Origin of the sequence: Agrobacterium sp. ICMP 6402, assembly GCF_009498615.1 — a bacterium.
GTDB classification, from domain to species: domain Bacteria; phylum Pseudomonadota; class Alphaproteobacteria; order Rhizobiales; family Rhizobiaceae; genus Agrobacterium; species Agrobacterium burrii.
The window spans coordinates 27,112-42,152 of the sequence record NZ_QSNV01000004.1; the positions used below are offsets into that span (position 1 = coordinate 27,112).

General features: G+C 53.3%; 14 protein-coding genes, 1 tRNA gene and 1 pseudogene. 11 read left to right on the top strand and 5 right to left on the bottom strand.

Annotated features, from left to right (window positions below; all coding sequences use genetic code 11):
• Positions 1-145 precede the first annotated feature (145 nt).
• Both DXT96_RS13180 and phoR read right to left on the bottom strand, forming a co-directional pair.
• Complete coding sequence (locus tag DXT96_RS13180) at positions 146-1,180, bottom strand: substrate-binding domain-containing protein (protein ID WP_149898468.1); 1,035 nt, start codon at positions 1,178-1,180, stop codon at positions 146-148.
• 195 nt (positions 1,181-1,375) lie between these two features.
• The gene (phoR, locus tag DXT96_RS13185; protein WP_153515152.1) at positions 1,376-2,644 is read right to left on the bottom strand and encodes a phosphate regulon sensor histidine kinase PhoR; all 1,269 of its coding nucleotides are present in this window, start codon (positions 2,642-2,644) and stop codon (positions 1,376-1,378) included.
• Positions 2,645-2,876: 232 nt separating this feature from the next.
• Here phoR and ppk2 point away from each other — a divergent pair, with 232 nt between their 5' ends.
• Positions 2,877-3,758: a polyphosphate kinase 2 gene (gene ppk2, locus DXT96_RS13190; RefSeq protein WP_153515153.1), complete on the top strand. Its 882-nt coding sequence runs from the start codon at positions 2,877-2,879 to the stop codon at positions 3,756-3,758.
• Positions 3,759-4,206: 448 nt separating this feature from the next.
• On the opposite strand, the gene DXT96_RS13195 is transcribed toward ppk2, so the two are convergent.
• Positions 4,207-5,352: a hypothetical protein gene (locus DXT96_RS13195; protein WP_371418858.1), complete on the bottom strand. Its 1,146-nt coding sequence runs from the start codon at positions 5,350-5,352 to the stop codon at positions 4,207-4,209.
• A gap of 253 nt (positions 5,353-5,605) precedes the next feature.
• Between DXT96_RS13195 and DXT96_RS13200 the strand changes: the two genes are divergently transcribed.
• The 5 genes and pseudogenes from DXT96_RS13200 (at position 5,606) to DXT96_RS13215 (ending at position 9,752) form a co-directional block, all read left to right on the top strand.
• On the top strand, positions 5,606-6,568 hold the full coding sequence (locus DXT96_RS13200) for a nitronate monooxygenase family protein (protein ID WP_153515154.1): 963 nt from the start codon (positions 5,606-5,608) through the stop codon (positions 6,566-6,568).
• A 136-nt stretch (positions 6,569-6,704) separates the two neighbouring features.
• Positions 6,705-6,780, top strand: a tRNA-Thr gene (locus DXT96_RS13205).
• A gap of 66 nt (positions 6,781-6,846) precedes the next feature.
• Positions 6,847-6,996, top strand: a pseudogene (locus tag DXT96_RS27415) (DUF6538 domain-containing protein); the annotation flags it as partial.
• Between the two features lie 54 nt (positions 6,997-7,050).
• Positions 7,051-8,493: a site-specific integrase gene (locus tag DXT96_RS13210; RefSeq protein ID WP_153515155.1), complete on the top strand. Its 1,443-nt coding sequence runs from the start codon at positions 7,051-7,053 to the stop codon at positions 8,491-8,493.
• Positions 8,494-8,648: 155 nt separating this feature from the next.
• Positions 8,649-9,752 (top strand): hypothetical protein, encoded by a 1,104-nt coding sequence (locus DXT96_RS13215; RefSeq protein ID WP_153515156.1) that lies wholly within the window; start codon positions 8,649-8,651, stop codon positions 9,750-9,752.
• A 1,010-nt stretch (positions 9,753-10,762) separates the two neighbouring features.
• Here the strand turns inward: DXT96_RS13215 and DXT96_RS13220 are convergent.
• Entirely contained in the window at positions 10,763-11,338 is a 576-nt protein-coding gene (locus DXT96_RS13220) for a recombinase family protein (RefSeq protein ID WP_153515157.1), read from the bottom strand.
• 474 nt (positions 11,339-11,812) lie between these two features.
• On the opposite strand from DXT96_RS13220, the gene DXT96_RS13225 reads away from it, so the two are divergent.
• From DXT96_RS13225 to DXT96_RS13245, 5 genes are all read left to right on the top strand, one after another.
• Complete coding sequence (locus tag DXT96_RS13225; RefSeq protein WP_153515158.1) at positions 11,813-12,295, top strand: hypothetical protein; 483 nt, start codon at positions 11,813-11,815, stop codon at positions 12,293-12,295.
• A 695-nt stretch (positions 12,296-12,990) separates the two neighbouring features.
• On the top strand, positions 12,991-13,179 hold the full coding sequence (locus tag DXT96_RS13230) for a type II toxin-antitoxin system HicA family toxin (protein WP_153515159.1): 189 nt from the start codon (positions 12,991-12,993) through the stop codon (positions 13,177-13,179).
• Positions 13,180-13,183: 4 nt separating this feature from the next.
• Entirely contained in the window at positions 13,184-13,597 is a 414-nt protein-coding gene (locus DXT96_RS13235; RefSeq protein ID WP_149898462.1) for a type II toxin-antitoxin system HicB family antitoxin, read from the top strand.
• Positions 13,598-13,700: 103 nt separating this feature from the next.
• Positions 13,701-13,859, top strand: a complete 159-nt coding sequence (locus tag DXT96_RS13240) for a YqaE/Pmp3 family membrane protein (protein ID WP_149898461.1) — start codon at positions 13,701-13,703, stop codon at positions 13,857-13,859.
• Positions 13,860-14,172: 313 nt separating this feature from the next.
• Positions 14,173-14,415, top strand: a complete 243-nt coding sequence (locus DXT96_RS13245) for a DUF982 domain-containing protein (protein ID WP_046799388.1) — start codon at positions 14,173-14,175, stop codon at positions 14,413-14,415.
• A gap of 112 nt (positions 14,416-14,527) precedes the next feature.
• Here DXT96_RS13245 and DXT96_RS13250 read toward each other — a convergent pair whose 3' ends face one another.
• On the bottom strand, positions 14,528-14,923 hold the full coding sequence (locus tag DXT96_RS13250) for a PRC-barrel domain-containing protein (protein ID WP_149898460.1): 396 nt from the start codon (positions 14,921-14,923) through the stop codon (positions 14,528-14,530).
• Positions 14,924-15,041: the final 118 nt, after the last annotated feature.

Below are 15,041 nucleotides of genomic sequence, written 5' to 3' on the forward strand. Positions count from 1 at the left end.
CAAGGTTGATACATCCTATCCATCTGTAATCCATAAACAATTATGTGGATGGCGATGAATCGGAACTGTCAACCGGAGACAATCGCCGAAGCGGAGAGGCACCGGGCGGAACAAGGGGCGCGGCAAGCCGCGCCCCTCATTTTTATTACATGGAAGCGCCGGCCGTGAACTTGGCGCGGATTTCTTCGCGCTCCTTGTCCGGAGCGGCAACCAGGCCGTAGTTGGCGAGCGGGGACTCAGGGCCGATCATCGCGTCAGAAACGAAGAATTCGACATATTCCTTGAGGCCCGGGATAACGCCCAGGTGAGCCTTCTTCACGTAGAAGAACAGCGGGCGCGAAACCGGGTACTTGCCGCTGGCAACGGTTTCCGTGGACGGAACGACGCCCGAAACGGTTGCAACCTTCAGACGGTCAGCGTTGTTTTCATAGAAAGCAAGGCCGAAAACGCCGAGGCCGGTCTTGTTGGCGTCGATGCGGGCCAGCGTTTCGGTGTAGTCGCCGTCGATGTCGACTGCAGCGCCGTCCTTGCGGACTGCAACGCACTTTGCAGCAGCCTGCTTGGCATCGGTAACAATCTTCTTGATGGCGTCGGTGGCGCCGGCTTCCTTGCAGCCGTCAGCCATGATCTTCTCTTCGAAGACTTCGCGGGTGCCGTGCTTGGAACCCGGGATGTAAGCGGCGATCGCTACATCAGGCAGTTCCTTGTTGACTTCCGACCACTTCTTGTTGGGGTTGGCAACGAGCTTGCCGTCCTTGACGATTTCAGCGGCGAGCGCAAGGTACAGGTCCTTCGGCTCAAGCTTGATGTCCTTGTTGGAAGAGTCCATTGCGAAGACGATACCGTCGTAACCGATCTTCACTTCCTGAACGTCGGCAACGCCAGCAGCCTTACAGGCGGCCAGTTCGTCGCTCTTGATCGGGCGCGAAGCGTTGGCGATGTCGATGGTGCCTTCACCAACGCCGGAGCAGAACGCCTTCAGACCACCGCCCGTGCCGCCGGACTCAACAACCGGAGCCTTGAAGTTCGGGAAGGTTTCGGCAAAGGTTTCAGCAACGATCTTGGCATAGGGCAGAACCGTGGAAGAACCGGCAACCTGGATCTGGTCGCGAGCAGCGGCGGCGCCAGCGAAGGCGACAGAAGCCACCAGAGCTGCTGCGGAAAATTTAAGGATGTTCATTTGTCTCTCCCGTCGTGGGCTTGTTTGTGGACGCGGCCGATAGCGGCACTCGCTCAAAGCATGCGCTCGGCGATCTTTTCTTAACCACCGTAGCCACATCCTTTTATGTCACTTCCGTGAAAGATTTGTGACAGTCTAAATTATTGATTTAATTTATAGAATTTTACGACATTAAAAGCAGACAGATATTTTATGTCAGAATCTGACCGTGAAGTCCGTGCCGTTGCCCAATTCCGATTTAATGATGAGGCGGGCGCGGTGGCGGGTGAGGATGTGCTTGACGATGGCAAGCCCCAGACCCGTTCCCTTTTTGGAGCGGCTATCGGCGACACTGACGCGATAAAACCGCTCCGTCAGACGCGGCACATGTTCGGCGGGAATGCCTGGCCCCTTGTCGATGACGCTCACTTCCACCGGCTTGCCGGGTTCGGCGCGCAGCCAGACATCCACGACCTTGCCCTCCTGCCCATATTTACAGGCATTTTCAACGAGGTTCTGAAATACCTGCACCAGTTCGTCGCGGTCGCCCTGCACTTCCGCCGGCCGGTCGGGCAGATGCAGGGTGATCTCGACATCCAGTTCATTGGCGAGCGGCAACAGCGCGTCCCGCACATGACCGATCACCGAGACCAGATCGACCTTCTGGTCCGGCGCGATATTCGCTCGCAGCTCCAGCCGTGAAAGCGACATCAGATCATCCACCAGCCTGCTCATGCGGGTTGCCTGATCCAGCATGATGGCGAGGAAACGTTCCTGTGCTTTCGGGTCGTTGCGAGCCGGACCCTGCATGGTTTCGATGAAGCCGCGCAGCGAGGCGAGCGGCGTGCGCAATTCATGGCTGGCATTGGCGACGAAGTCGCTGCGCATCCGGTCGATGCGGCGAAGCTCCGACACATCACGGAACGACAATATGTAAAATGGCGGGCCGGCCACCTCCCCCGCGTCCGCACGGGCAATGCGAACGATGAAGACCCGCTCGGATGGAAAACGCTCCGAATGCTCAACCTGATTGGGCTGCCCGGTGGTGATGGTTTCGCGGATGACATCCAGCAGGCCCGGAGATCGCAGGCGGGCGGAAATATGCGCGCCGGGCGGAAGCTGGCCGAAAGCCCGTTCCGCCGCACCGTTCTGAAACAGCACGCTGGCATTCTTGTCGAGAATGAAGACCGGCGTATCCAGCACCGCAAGGCCAGCCCTGACGCCGGAAATGACACTTTCCGCCGGCGCTTCCGGTTCATCCGTTTCCGCAACGGCAGTTTCATCCGTCTTCGGGCCCACCGGCCGCTCCCGAACGGCCAGAATGGCGATGATGGCGCAGAGCCAAAGGACGGCCGGCATATAGGGCGTATGCAGTTCCGAAACGGCCACGATGGCCAGCATGCTGACGACAAGAACGGGCAACCAGTTTCGGCCAAGCTTTCGTCCCAAAAGCTTTAATCCACGATCGCCTTCCATGACTGCCATTTCAGCCTGCTTTCCACTTTCACCTGACAGCGCATCGAATTCTCATAGGCCAGCTTCATGACAGAGATTCATCACCGCGCATTTTTCACAACGTATATGCGCAAAATCTGTGCCGCAATCGTCGCCGATGCCGCACCATGGCCAGCCCCTGCTCTTTCTCTTGAATTCTGCCGGTGGATATGAACTCATTGGCGGTGAGTTGCCTTTACACAACAATAGCCGGAGAACAAATATGGCCGAAGACACCAAGAAGCGATCGGTTGAGCTTACCATTGGCGGCAAACCGCGCAGCTTCGACATCGACGATCCGGTTCTTCCCGACTGGGTGGAGGACAAGAAGCTCTCCGCCGGCGACTTTCCCTACGACAAGAAGATGAAACGGGAAGATTACGATGCCGCGCTGGAGGCGCTGCAGGTGGAATTGGTGAAGGTACAGTTCTGGCTGCAGGCCACCGGCAAACGGGTGATGGCGGTTTTCGAAGGCCGCGATGCGGCGGGCAAGGGAGGCGCGATCTTCGCGGCCCGGGCCTATCTCAACCCGCGCTACGCCCGCGTCGTGGCGCTGACCAAACCGACGGAAACCGAACGCGGCCAATGGTATTTCCAGCGATATATCTCACATTTTCCGACTGCCGGTGAATTCGTTCTCTTCGACCGTTCGTGGTATAACCGCGCAGGCGTCGAGCCGGTCATGGGATTCTGCACCCCGGAAGAACACAAGCGCTTCCTCAAGGAAACACCGCGGCTGGAAAAGATGCTGGTCCATGAGGACATCCATCTTTTCAAATTCTGGCTCGACATCGGCCGCGAGACACAGATCGAACGTTTTCATGACCGCCGCCACAGCCCGCTGAAATGCTGGAAGCTTTCGGATATGGATATAGCGGCGCTGACAAAATGGGACGACTACACGCAAAAGCGTGACGAGATGCTGGAAAAGACCCACACCGATGTCGCCCCCTGGACGGTGGTGCGCGCCAATGACAAGCGCCGCGCCCGGGTGAACCTCATCCGCCATATTCTCAATGCGCTCGACTATGACGGCAAGGACAAGAAAGTGATCGGCGAGATCGACGGCAAGATATTGGGTTCGGGTCCGGAGTTTCTTAAATAGAACGGCAAGACGATGGCAAGCGCCTCTGAAGGCGGCGCTTGCCATTCTTCCTATCAGTTATACATTGATCGGTGTTTTTATACATTGATCGGTGTTTTCGATGGAAAATATTATTTTAGGAATATTTTATATATCTGTGACCGCTTACTTTTTGGTATCCATTACAATATCTGAAGTTCGAGATATTATGTTTTACAAGAAGCACAAATGGGACTTTAGTATTGATAGTCAACCGAAATGGAAGTCGTAAGTAGGAGATTCAGATAATCAGACCTCAAACAAAGAAAGAGCAATATTTTCGCTTCCAACTACGATTTTATACTTAATTTTTCAATTATTTTGATTAATTTATATATTAATAACAGAATATATGTAAATAAAAAACATACATATGGTTTTATATAATCATATTGGAAAGAATTTTAATTGTAGTCATAAGGTATCTAACTTACTGGCCGGGCAGAATGCGCACCGAGTAAAGATTGACCGGGCGGCTGTTGCCGTCGATATCGCTGTTGATGAAGATTTTGCCGGGTGCGTTGGGCGCGAGCGAACGCTCGAATGTCGCGTTCAGCAACATATCCGCCCGTTCAGCCGTGGCCGTAAAGCGGTGGCGTGAGCAATCTCCAAGCGTGGCGAAATCGCAGGCGACGGAAACCTGCGTCTGCCGGTCGCTGGATGATTGCAGCGTAATGGATATGGTCGAGGACTTGCCCGCCATGTCACGCATGACTTCCACCGGAACCTCGACGCTGACCGCACCATCCTGCGAAACACTTCTCGACGTTACCTTTATCGCCTTGCCGGCAGGTGTGGCAATGTTTTCGACCGTGGCACGCGGGCCTGCCGAAACTCCGGCGCTGCCGCGCTCGGCATTAAAGAGTTCCACCCAGTCATCGGAAAAACCCCGGCCGGCGGAGAGGCTAGGCGCCGGCTCCGCACCGTTGAAGTCCTCCGCCTGGACCTGGGCCGGCGGATTGGGCACGCTGGTATCGCGTTGCGCAGGCGACAGCAGCAGGCCGGACGAATAGACCCACCATGCGCCGAAACCGATAAAGGCGAGAAGCGTCACATATATGAAAAGCCTTGCAAAAAGCCCGCGGCGCTTGCGGCGGCCAACAGCGCCTTCCGGGCGGAAAGCAAGCGAGGCATCGCCCGCGCTGGAGCCTCTCTTTGATGGCTTTGCATTGCGGCGACCGGCGCTTGGAGGCTCCACGGCAGCGGTGGCGCCCGGCTGCGCATCACGCGTTTCGCCACGCAGTTCCGGCTCGATGGCCATATCGCCGTGGCGCCGCGGTTGCGAAACGGGATCGACCGAGGGTTCATCATGGGTGACACTTTCCGGCAGTGGCGGCCGCAATTGCTGCTCCACCCTGTCCAGAAGCCGGTTGCGCTCTTCATTCTCAATCACATGAATGAGGCTTTCGAGCCGCTGACGTTGCTGGGCGACGACCTGTGGTTCGTCTATGCCCTGCTTGCGCAGGCCCGCTTCCAGCGCCTGGCGGGATGATTGGTAAATCCGTGCACGAACTTCGGCGTTCGATCTGTCCGATTTTTCCAGAGCATTTCTGATTGCCGTTTCCAGTCCGCTCACGACCGATCCTTGTTCTATGCGCTTTGCAAAAATATGCGGCGCTGCGTCATTGGTTTACGATTCGGTAACGGCTATGCCGCGCCTCCGCAAGCATCGTTTGATATAAAGACCGGATTGCCTTGGGGAAAATCGATCCATTGTGGCGCTGCGACCGCAGGTTTGCGACGCTGGTACGACGCTGTTTTCGCTTTCAATCCTTTGCCGAACACGATATTAGCTTACGTGCGCGTAAACGTAATTCGTGGGAGGAAACATGCTGCCGTCCGTGCTGAAAGACAATTTGCGTCTTCCGGTCATAGCATCACCGCTATTCATTATTTCGCATCCGCAATTGACGCTGGCGCAATGCAAGGCGGGTGTCATCGGCGCTTTCCCGGCGCTGAACGCGCGGCCTGAAAGCCAGCTGGACGAATGGCTGGCGATGATGACCGAAGAGCTTGCCGCACACAACAGCGCCAACCCCGATCGTCCAGCGGCGCCCTTCGCAGTCAACCAGATCGTGCATATGTCCAACCGCCGGCTGGAGCATGATCTCGGCCTCTGCGTCAAATATAAGGTGCCGGTGGTGATCTCCTCGCTCGGCGCCGTGCCGGAAGTTAATGCGGCCGTACATTCCTATGGCGGTATCGTGCTGCACGACATCATCAATGATCGCCACGCCCGCTCCGCCATCCGCAAGGGTGCGGACGGGCTGATTGCGGTGGCGACCGGCGCTGGCGGACATGCCGGCACGCTTTCGCCCTTCGCCCTCGTGCAGGAAATCCGCGAATGGTTCGATGGCCCGCTGCTGCTGGCCGGCGCCATCGCCAATGGCGGCTCCATCCTTGCCGCACAGGCCATGGGCGCAGACATGGCCTATATCGGCTCGCCCTTCATCGCCACGCAGGAGGCACGCGCTTCCGACGGCTACAAGCAGGCGATCGTGGATTCCCAAGCGAAGGACATCGTCTATTCGAATTATTTTACCGGCATACACGGCAACTACCTGAAAAGCTCCATCGTCGCCTCTGGCATGGATTCCGACAACCTGCCCGAAGCGGACCCTTCCAAGATGGATTTCGAAACGGCAACCGGCGGCGCAAAGGCCTGGAAGGACATCTGGGGCGCCGGCCAGGGCATTGGCGCGGTCAAGGCGGTGGAACCGGTGGCGGATCTCGTCGATCGACTGGCACGCGAATATGAGGCGGCCAGACACCGCATATGCGCGAAAGCCTGAGGCATTCATAAACAACGGACAGGCAAAGCTTTTTCTCGGAATTTTCAAAACCAGCACATTCAAGGCTTGAAATCCGTCAGCATTGCCTGTATCAGCCCGCCATGAAGCTGATCCGTAACAAACGGGTCACAATCGGGCCGCTTTAGCTCAGTCGGTAGAGCACGTCATTCGTAATGACGGGGTCAGGTGTTCGAGTCACCTAAGCGGCACCATTTCCTTTAAAATCAAAGACTTGAATACCGGTTTCCGCAGGTGGGACATTTCGGTGAGACATTTCTTTGTTTATCCCCTCCTATATTCTCAAGTCGCGACATGGTGTATTCTACTTCCGTTGGCCGTTACCCAGGCAGTTACACCCGCTCCAAAAATCCGAAACGATCAAGCTTTCCCTACAGACACGCGACCCACGAAAAGCATTGCGCTTGTCACGGTCCTTGATCCAGATAGGCGAAGGGTTTGTTGAGGACGGAATTGCATACAGAATGCGGTACGATGAGATACGGGCGGCTTTGACACGCCATTTTAAAGACCTTCTGGAAAAGAAGAAGCAAGACATTGCCGCAACAGGCAGGCTCACTTCATCCGATCGCGAGAAATACGTAGCTCGTCACCATGAGGTACAGACCGCAATTGATAACAATGCGCCTATCCCGACGAATAAAACCGAAGAAGAGTTGCTGGCCACGTTCATCAGGAAGTACCAACTCAACATCCTTCCCGACAGTGAACAGTACGGTTGGTTGCAGCGGGATATCAAACCGGCATTCCGCAGCCTCATTGCATCGGTTCTAGCCTACGATGCCTCGCTGGATCATTTTGATTTGGGGCAAGCTATCCCCGTTACGTCTGCTTCGTTGCATACGCCAGCACCCAGCCTAAAAAAAACTTCCGTAACTCTGGACGATTTGTCGGACCGTTTCATCGCAGAGCGCAGCCTTGGCAATAATTGGGTGCCTCGAACCAAGCTTGAAAAGCGGGATCACATTAATTTGTTAAAAGAAATTGTCGGTTTATCCAGAGACATAAGCAGCCTGACGCCCAAGGATGTGGCACAGGTGAAAGACACGCTGACATCTCTTCCTAAAAACCGGCATAAAAACAAGCTGACGAAAAACAAGCCGCTGGCTGAGGTTTTGAAGATGGTCAATGTGGAGAAGCTTCAGGTAGCATCTATCAACAAGTACCTGCAAACATACGGCGATCTGTTCGAATACGCACTACAACACAGTATCGTTGAGAAAAACCTGTTTTCCGGTCTTTCCATCAAACAGAACAGGCAGCGCTCACAGAACGAGAGAGGCGCGTTTTCGCTTGCTCAAGCTCGACTGCTAATCACCACCTTGACCGACCCGCTGCCGGTTCTCGTAAAGAAACCGCATCAAAAGTGGGGACCACTAATCGGGCTTTATACAGGAGCTCGCTTGAATGAGATCGCACAGATCGATGTGGCAGACATACGCCAAGAAAACGGCATCTGGCTTTTTGATCTGAACGATGAAGGTGAAGACAAGCAATTAAAAACGGTCTCGTCCAGACGGCTCGTGCCCATGCATGCCAAGCTAATTGAACACGGCCTGTTGGACTATGTAGAAGCTATGCACCATCAGAAGAAAGTTAAGCTGTTTCCCGATCTGCCGAATACGATTGAGCACGGCAGAGGCAGAAATATCGGTCGTTCGTTCAACCAAACGCTTTTACCAAAACTGGGTATCAAGGAGAAAGGATTGGTATTCCACAGCCTTCGACATACGGTGATTACCAGATTAAGTCGTGCAGACGTACCAGAGCCAATCGTCAAAGCAATCGTTGGACATGCTCAACAGGGCGTGACGCAACAGCACTATTTCAAACAAGGCTATACGCTGCGGCAATTGAACGACGCCATACAGAAATTGGACTACAGCCTTCAGGACGGCGATGAGTAAATAGCTCACGGGATTGACAGGGACTCCGCGAAGATTCAAAGAAGATAGTGGAGTTGTACGTGCAGCTCTGGGGCGTGGAAACCCGAATGGATAGGTACGAGTGCCGACCTGAACGGCACAATCTCCTTGACCTATGGTCGGGGAGCCTGCGGCGTATGCAACAGGTTCTCGGACTAAAGGCCGTAGGGACCGTATCCATTCGGTTTTCCAACTCCCCGATCACCAGAGATCAAGGGGGCTTGATTGCGGGGACGCACCGCAACGATTGCCCCATAGTCGGGGCGGTCATGTTTTTAATCCTTATCCTCGGTGCCCTCGCATGGGGTGCGTACCAGTTCTTCAAATACAATACGAACTCGGGCGCAGAAACCTTACGCGCATATATCTATCTTGAGGCGCTGCTTCGAGGAGACGGTAGAGAAACTGCACAGTCCCTCGTATCTGGCAACATGATCGATCTTGATACAGAAGTGATGCAGCACATCGTCAACGAAATTCGCATTGTTCACGCGGGTAGGCAATTACCTTTGGTTGCCGAAGCCTATCGTCAGGGTATGTCAAGCAGGATGCCGGGCTGGTATCGATGGTCAGCCTCGCAATGTGACCCAACCATTTCCGTGTTCGCGGTCTACACAAGCCCGCTGACTATGAAAGAGAAAGAACCGGATTGGGTGCAGTCTTTCGTCACCTATTTCGTATTAGGCGAACTAAAGGGCGAACCGGAGGGCGAGATACCCGGCACAGTGCTTATGCCTGACAACCTCGTCACCCTGCTAGAAGGCGACTTTCCAGACTACTACAAGTTTTCAATTCCCGCCTCCCTCCGAAACTACATGGCATTCGCCTTTCCAGCTACTACGCAGTTCCGCAGCGACTTCCTGCACACTGAAATCAGGGATTACCTCACCAAAACCCTACGGCTCCTTGGCCAACCTGGGACGATGAGGCAGATGCTACAAAAGCAACATACTCAGATCAGTGGCTCTCCAATGACGGAAACCGAACTGGACGAACTGACAGCAGGGATGAAACAGCGCCAAGCCGAGGGGGTGGACGTTGTTCAAATGATGTACGGAATGGGCTTGCTATCGATTACAGAAGACGAGTTCCGCGCAAGACACGATAAAAGCTACGAGCAATTTGAAGCGGAAATGGTCGCCTTCAACAATCGGCCAGATCGCAATGACACAGATTCAGAAGCAATAATTCCGAACCACGACGCGATACAACGGAACACGTCACGTTCAATCCAAAGTTAACCGGACAGATAGCAACCTTTGATGAGGATGGACCATTCCTGCATGCTTTCGTTTCTGGCACAGACCCTATAGAACTGGCTAAAAACATTCACGCTAACTACTGATCCATCGCGCAGTGTTGTGGCCGGGTGGCAATGCGAGTTGGTTGTCTGTCTTTCTCACGCCGGGCCACAGCCAAACTTATCACGTTCAACCATGCCGCATTCAGACGAGGACGGCCACAGAGAGCAATTCCTGCTGGCACGCGGGTGTTAAACCCACAACACAGGAAACCGGTCGGCATTGCTTCTCATGAGGCCTTTGGAGAAACACCATCTGAAATCGGCAAAGAACACACATCATGTCTGTAGTTACACATATGAATTTATGTAAGTGTTCTATACAGCTTATGCTATCTATATATCTATATATCTATATATCTATATCTAATTATTCATTCTATATATTAGTAGCCTGTATATTATCCATACTATCTACAATGTCATACTTGTATCTATCTATATCCTCTATTTATACCCGGTCATTCTCTCTTGTATTCCAATCCATTCCATTCCTAGCCTGAAACCGATATCGTTTGGCCGGTCGTTGTTTTATTCCTTATATGGAGGATATAATCGACCCGTAAATTTGTGACGAAAATCAAATATTTAAGCAATAAACGACGGACACTGATCCCGGTACGTTGCTGCTTCACTACTAATCTATCGCATCGCGACGCCTACAGATATTTCGGCCGTGCTGGATAGAACTTAGTTGTGATCTTTTCACCCAAATAATTGATACAGACCTAGCTATACAAAAGATTGCTGTGGTTCAAATATTTACCCGGAAGCCAGAGAATAGAAAACCGCCATATTGGGCCGGAGAGCGGCGATGGCGGCCTTGTGGGAAAACCCCCTATCCAAATCCGTAACTTGCGTGAGAGGCCTACCCTGACCGAAACAGGGCGCATTCTTGTCGTGAATGCCCTCGCGTCGTCCTGAACTGACGGACGGCGGTCCAAAATCATCTCATGTTAAACCATCTTTGCTACCGGCTGCTATAATCTTCTGTACCGTCGCCTTCGAATAACCGATTGCATCAGCGACCTTACGTATGCTGACACCTTGATGGCGTAGCGCCATTACCTGCTTGCGAACATCGTCAGTAACTTGTGCGGGCCTGCCACCCGATCGTCCTTCCGCCTTTGCCTTCGCAATCCCCTCCATTTGCCGCTCCTTGCGGATATCCGATTCAAATTCGGCTATCAACGCCAGTATGCCCATGACGAGTTTGCCCGTGCGGCTGCTTGTATCGATTGCAGCATCGTCCAGCACCTTGAATGCGACACCTTGCTGCTCCAAATTGCTTACAATCCTGTAGAGATCGGACGTCGAACGAGCCAATCGGTCCAGCTTGGTGACGAGCAAGGTATCACCCTCTCGCAGATACCGCAGACATTCGGCCAATGCAGGGCGCTCACCGTCGAGACCTGATCGCTTTTCCGTGAATATCTTGGCTGCGCCTGCCGCTTCCAATTTCCCTACCTGAAGCGAATAGTCCTGTTGGCTAGTGGACACTCTTGCATACCCAATAACTGCACCCATGCTCCGTACTCCTAATCTCTTAAAGATATGTAGACGAACAATTAGGGTACTCAAAATGTACAGTCAAGCCGCGTGTGATAAAAAGGTATACCTTTGTGGACATATAAGACGCACCCATCCCCTTATGTCACCCAAAGGAAAACATGTTAGCAGGCAGTATTGCGTTCTTTCTGTTGTTCACGGCGTTAAGCGTGATTAGCAGACTGGCATGGGGGAAATGACAGGCTTGATCTGATCTAAATACCCACACGAAAAATTTTATAGGATTTCAGCTTTGGTCACCAAGAAGTCGTAACAATGTTTAACCCGCAGCCAGATGCGCGCAGAGGTTTCATTAGGCAACTTGATGCCGCTTCGTAAAAATTTCTAGTTTTCTTGTTATTGCCGCCCATTAAGCAGCAACCATAGATAAGCCATACGTTGACTTATTGCCGTATCCAAGCATTGTGCACGTATTGAGGCTGGGGAATATGTATGTTCAAAACATCCGTTGCGGTAGCGGCTTTTGCTGCGCTGTTGAGTTCGTGCGTGCAGTCGAGCACTATGCGGGTATCCAAAAACCAAATGATAATTCAGACCAGCGCCGAAGCGATGTGCGGCAGCGTAGGAGCAGCAAGGGCCGCGCAGAAGCAAGCTGCGGTCGAAACGATCAAGGCGGGTTATGATCGTTACATCATCACGTCTGCTGCGGCGGCGAACAACGTCACAGCAACCCAAATGCCGGGGCAATACAATACCTACGGCACGATCAACTCCTACGGCCACTACGGGACAGTCAACGCGACTACGACATATACTCCCGGCCCTATCATCTATGGCGGCTCACACGACCAGTCTATTGGCGTGATAATGTTCAAAGACGGTGAACCCGGCAGCAATCAAGCAATATCCGCTCGTGAAGTGCTCGGCCCGAAATGGGCGGTGATTGTCAAGGATGGCGTAAACCTATGTAACTAGTCGCAATACTCGTACAATCTTCGTGTAACACACCGTTCTGGCGATTGCGCAAAGCATGTATCGCAGGCCAATGCCTACCAATCTCCCGTGACGCTCGGCCGATTCAAGGCAAAGGACTATGCATTAACAGAGAGCTTGCTACACGGGTACAGCGCTCATACGGTTGTTCGCGACATTCCGTGAACCGAAGTACAGTGCGATTGGAAATGGACACAAAAGGGGGACATTTTGTCCCCCTAGCCATCCTAGAAAGCCGGTTTGCTGGGTCTTCTAAGCGATGGTGGGCGCTCTCTCCTGTACCACCATCTAGGCGATTTTAACCTATACTCAGTGACAAGGTGTCCAATCCGATATCAGTATTGGATGTCAGTACATTGCAGCCTGCCCGCTTCCCTTGTATAGTCCTGTACACGAAAGTGAGACATGTGCCTCACTAATCAGCTGTAAAAATCGTTAGTATTCAATATCTTAGATTCTTGGAAAGCCCTCACCTAAGCGGCACCATTTTCCGAATAAACAAGAAACCTTATCCCATCGATAGGCTCGACGGCCCCGATTTCGCACGGCTTCACGTGGCGATTGAGGCTGCTCAGAAGTTCGATGACCATTGAGGATTGTCGCCCGCCGGATTTTGTCACTCAGACCTCTTCAGCCAATTATTGACTGCCGGTCCGACGATGTGTATCAATACACATATGAAAAGTGGCGATATCAATTCGGCATTGGCGGCAGATGGCTGGTATGAGGTGAGCACCAAAGGTAGCCACGTCCAGTTCAAACACCCAACCAAACAAGGCCGCGTGACCGTTCCTCACCCGAAGAGGGATTTGCCGATCGGCACACTCAAAAGCATTGAAAAACAATCCGGACTGAAACTGAGGTAGAACCATGAGTAATTATATCGGACTGATCCACAAGGACGGTGATAGCGATTACGGCGTTTCTTTCCCTGACTTTCCGGGCGTTGTGACCGCAGGCACCGATCTTGATGATGCGCGCCGCATGGCGGAAGAAGCTTTGGCGCTCCATGTTGAAGGTATGATCGAGGATGGTGAAGCCATTCCCGAACCATCTTCTCTCGATACCGTCATGGCTAACGCGGAAAACAGTAATGGCGTCGCCATCCTGGTCGCTCTCAAGGCGGAGAGCAAGAAGTCTGTTCGTCTCAACATCACACTCCCGGAAGACGTTCTGAAAGAGATTGACGCGTTCGCGGAGGCCAAAGGGCTGACGCGGTCCGGCTTCCTGGCGCGGGCAGCTAAACATGAGATGTCGAACGCAAGCCGCGACGATCATCGGTAGGTCCGTTTGGCTGACGTGCGATCGTCACGGCAAAAGTGTTTGAAACCAAACAGCCCGCCACACGTTGATCGGCAAGTCACTTTCAACCAGAAAGCCAGATATCGTGGACGTCATTCGCATTCTTATCGCCATCCTTCTGCCGCCCGTCGGTGTGTTCCTTCAGGTCGGGCTTGGCCTGCAGTTCTGGCTCAATATTCTCCTGACGCTGTGCGGTTATGTCCCCGGCATCATTCACGCCATCTGGGTGATCTTGCGGAAGTGAAATTCCGGCCCGCGATGGGGCGTCCTCAACATTTTAGTACGTGATTAAATTCTCATGATCTCCGGAACCTCGTCTTCTCCCTCACGTTAAGGTGATGACAAGCAGCCAAGGAGAAAATCATGAACCAGATCATCTACATCGTCGGCCTCGTCGTTATCGTCCTCGCGATCCTGTCGTTTTTCGGCTTTCGTTGATCCCCGTTGTCAATTCACTCGCTTGCGCATATTCTAAACAGCAGTGACACACGGCCGCGCTCATGGGTTGCTCCGCTGTCGGGTGTATTTCGGGATCGCGTTGCTCTGGGAGGTGCACGATGAAGAACGAGAGATGGACAGAACCGGTCGAGGTCAATCTTGAGGCGAACGGCAAGAGTGTCGTCGCCGGCCCCTCTGAAGCACTGACTTTGCTCACGGAAGGCTGGCCGAAGATTGGTGGGTTGAGCTTCGTGAGAGCCAGAAGCGCCTGCCGCGCCGCCCTTGACGGGCGCAAATCGCCGGAGGAAGCGCGCAAATGTTTCACCGATGCGGTTTCCGAGATGCAGAAAAACCCGCATTAAATTGAGATAAAACGAAAAACGGCTCCGTCATGGAGCCGTTTTTCCGTATGTCGCGCTTCCGGAAATTGTCCGGAAACGCTTTGTCTTGGGTGCGATCAAAAGCCGCTGCTTCTTACATCCAGTAAGGCGCGACGCCGTAATAGTCATGAACCTTGCGGTCCTTGGCGGTCAGCAGATCGTTATCATCGAGATTGGCGAAATGCGGCGCGTTTTCGATCTCTTCCTTGGTGAGATCGATGCGGTAGCCATCAAGCTCCTCGTCATAGTGCAATTTTTCCCAGGGGAGTGGATAATAATCGTCGCCAATGCCGAGGAAACCGCCGAAGCTCAAGACCGCATAGGCAACACGGCCGCCGCGCTTTTCCAGGAGGATGCGCTGTATCGAGCCGATATGCTTGCCGTCAGCACCATAAACGCGGGTGCCTTCAACCTTGTCGCTGGCGATCAGGCTCGGTGTATCCTTTACATAGGGGTCCTGTCCGGCGCGGGGTTCCTGATGCAATGTCATCTCTTCCTCCTTGATTTTCCTCGTTGGTGTCACGTCTGGTAAACCCTGCGACGGGGGAATCGTTCCGAGGCGTTTCAAGCGCTGCGGCAGGTATTTTTTTGAAGGAGGACGGAACAAA

What these genes read in the sequence shown, in the direction of transcription:
- DXT96_RS13215 (WP_153515156.1), top strand. Translation starts at nt 8,649, where the DNA reads ATGCAACAGGTTCTCGGACTAAAGGCCGTAGGGACCGTATCCATTCGG.
- DXT96_RS13180 (WP_149898468.1), bottom strand. Translation starts at nt 1,180, where the DNA reads ATGAACATCCTTAAATTTTCCGCAGCAGCTCTGGTGGCTTCTGTCGCC.
- DXT96_RS13245 (WP_046799388.1), top strand. Translation starts at nt 14,173, where the DNA reads ATGAAGAACGAGAGATGGACAGAACCGGTCGAGGTCAATCTTGAGGCG.
- DXT96_RS13210 (WP_153515155.1), top strand. Translation starts at nt 7,051, where the DNA reads ATGCGGTACGATGAGATACGGGCGGCTTTGACACGCCATTTTAAAGAC.
- DXT96_RS13230 (WP_153515159.1), top strand. Translation starts at nt 12,991, where the DNA reads ATGAAAAGTGGCGATATCAATTCGGCATTGGCGGCAGATGGCTGGTAT.
- DXT96_RS13250 (WP_149898460.1), bottom strand. Translation starts at nt 14,923, where the DNA reads ATGACATTGCATCAGGAACCCCGCGCCGGACAGGACCCCTATGTAAAG.
- phoR (WP_153515152.1), bottom strand. Translation starts at nt 2,644, where the DNA reads ATGGCAGTCATGGAAGGCGATCGTGGATTAAAGCTTTTGGGACGAAAG.
- DXT96_RS13200 (WP_153515154.1), top strand. Translation starts at nt 5,606, where the DNA reads ATGCTGCCGTCCGTGCTGAAAGACAATTTGCGTCTTCCGGTCATAGCA.
- ppk2 (WP_153515153.1), top strand. Translation starts at nt 2,877, where the DNA reads ATGGCCGAAGACACCAAGAAGCGATCGGTTGAGCTTACCATTGGCGGC.
- DXT96_RS13220 (WP_153515157.1), bottom strand. Translation starts at nt 11,338, where the DNA reads ATGGGTGCAGTTATTGGGTATGCAAGAGTGTCCACTAGCCAACAGGAC.
- DXT96_RS13235 (WP_149898462.1), top strand. Translation starts at nt 13,184, where the DNA reads ATGAGTAATTATATCGGACTGATCCACAAGGACGGTGATAGCGATTAC.
- DXT96_RS13225 (WP_153515158.1), top strand. Translation starts at nt 11,813, where the DNA reads ATGTTCAAAACATCCGTTGCGGTAGCGGCTTTTGCTGCGCTGTTGAGT.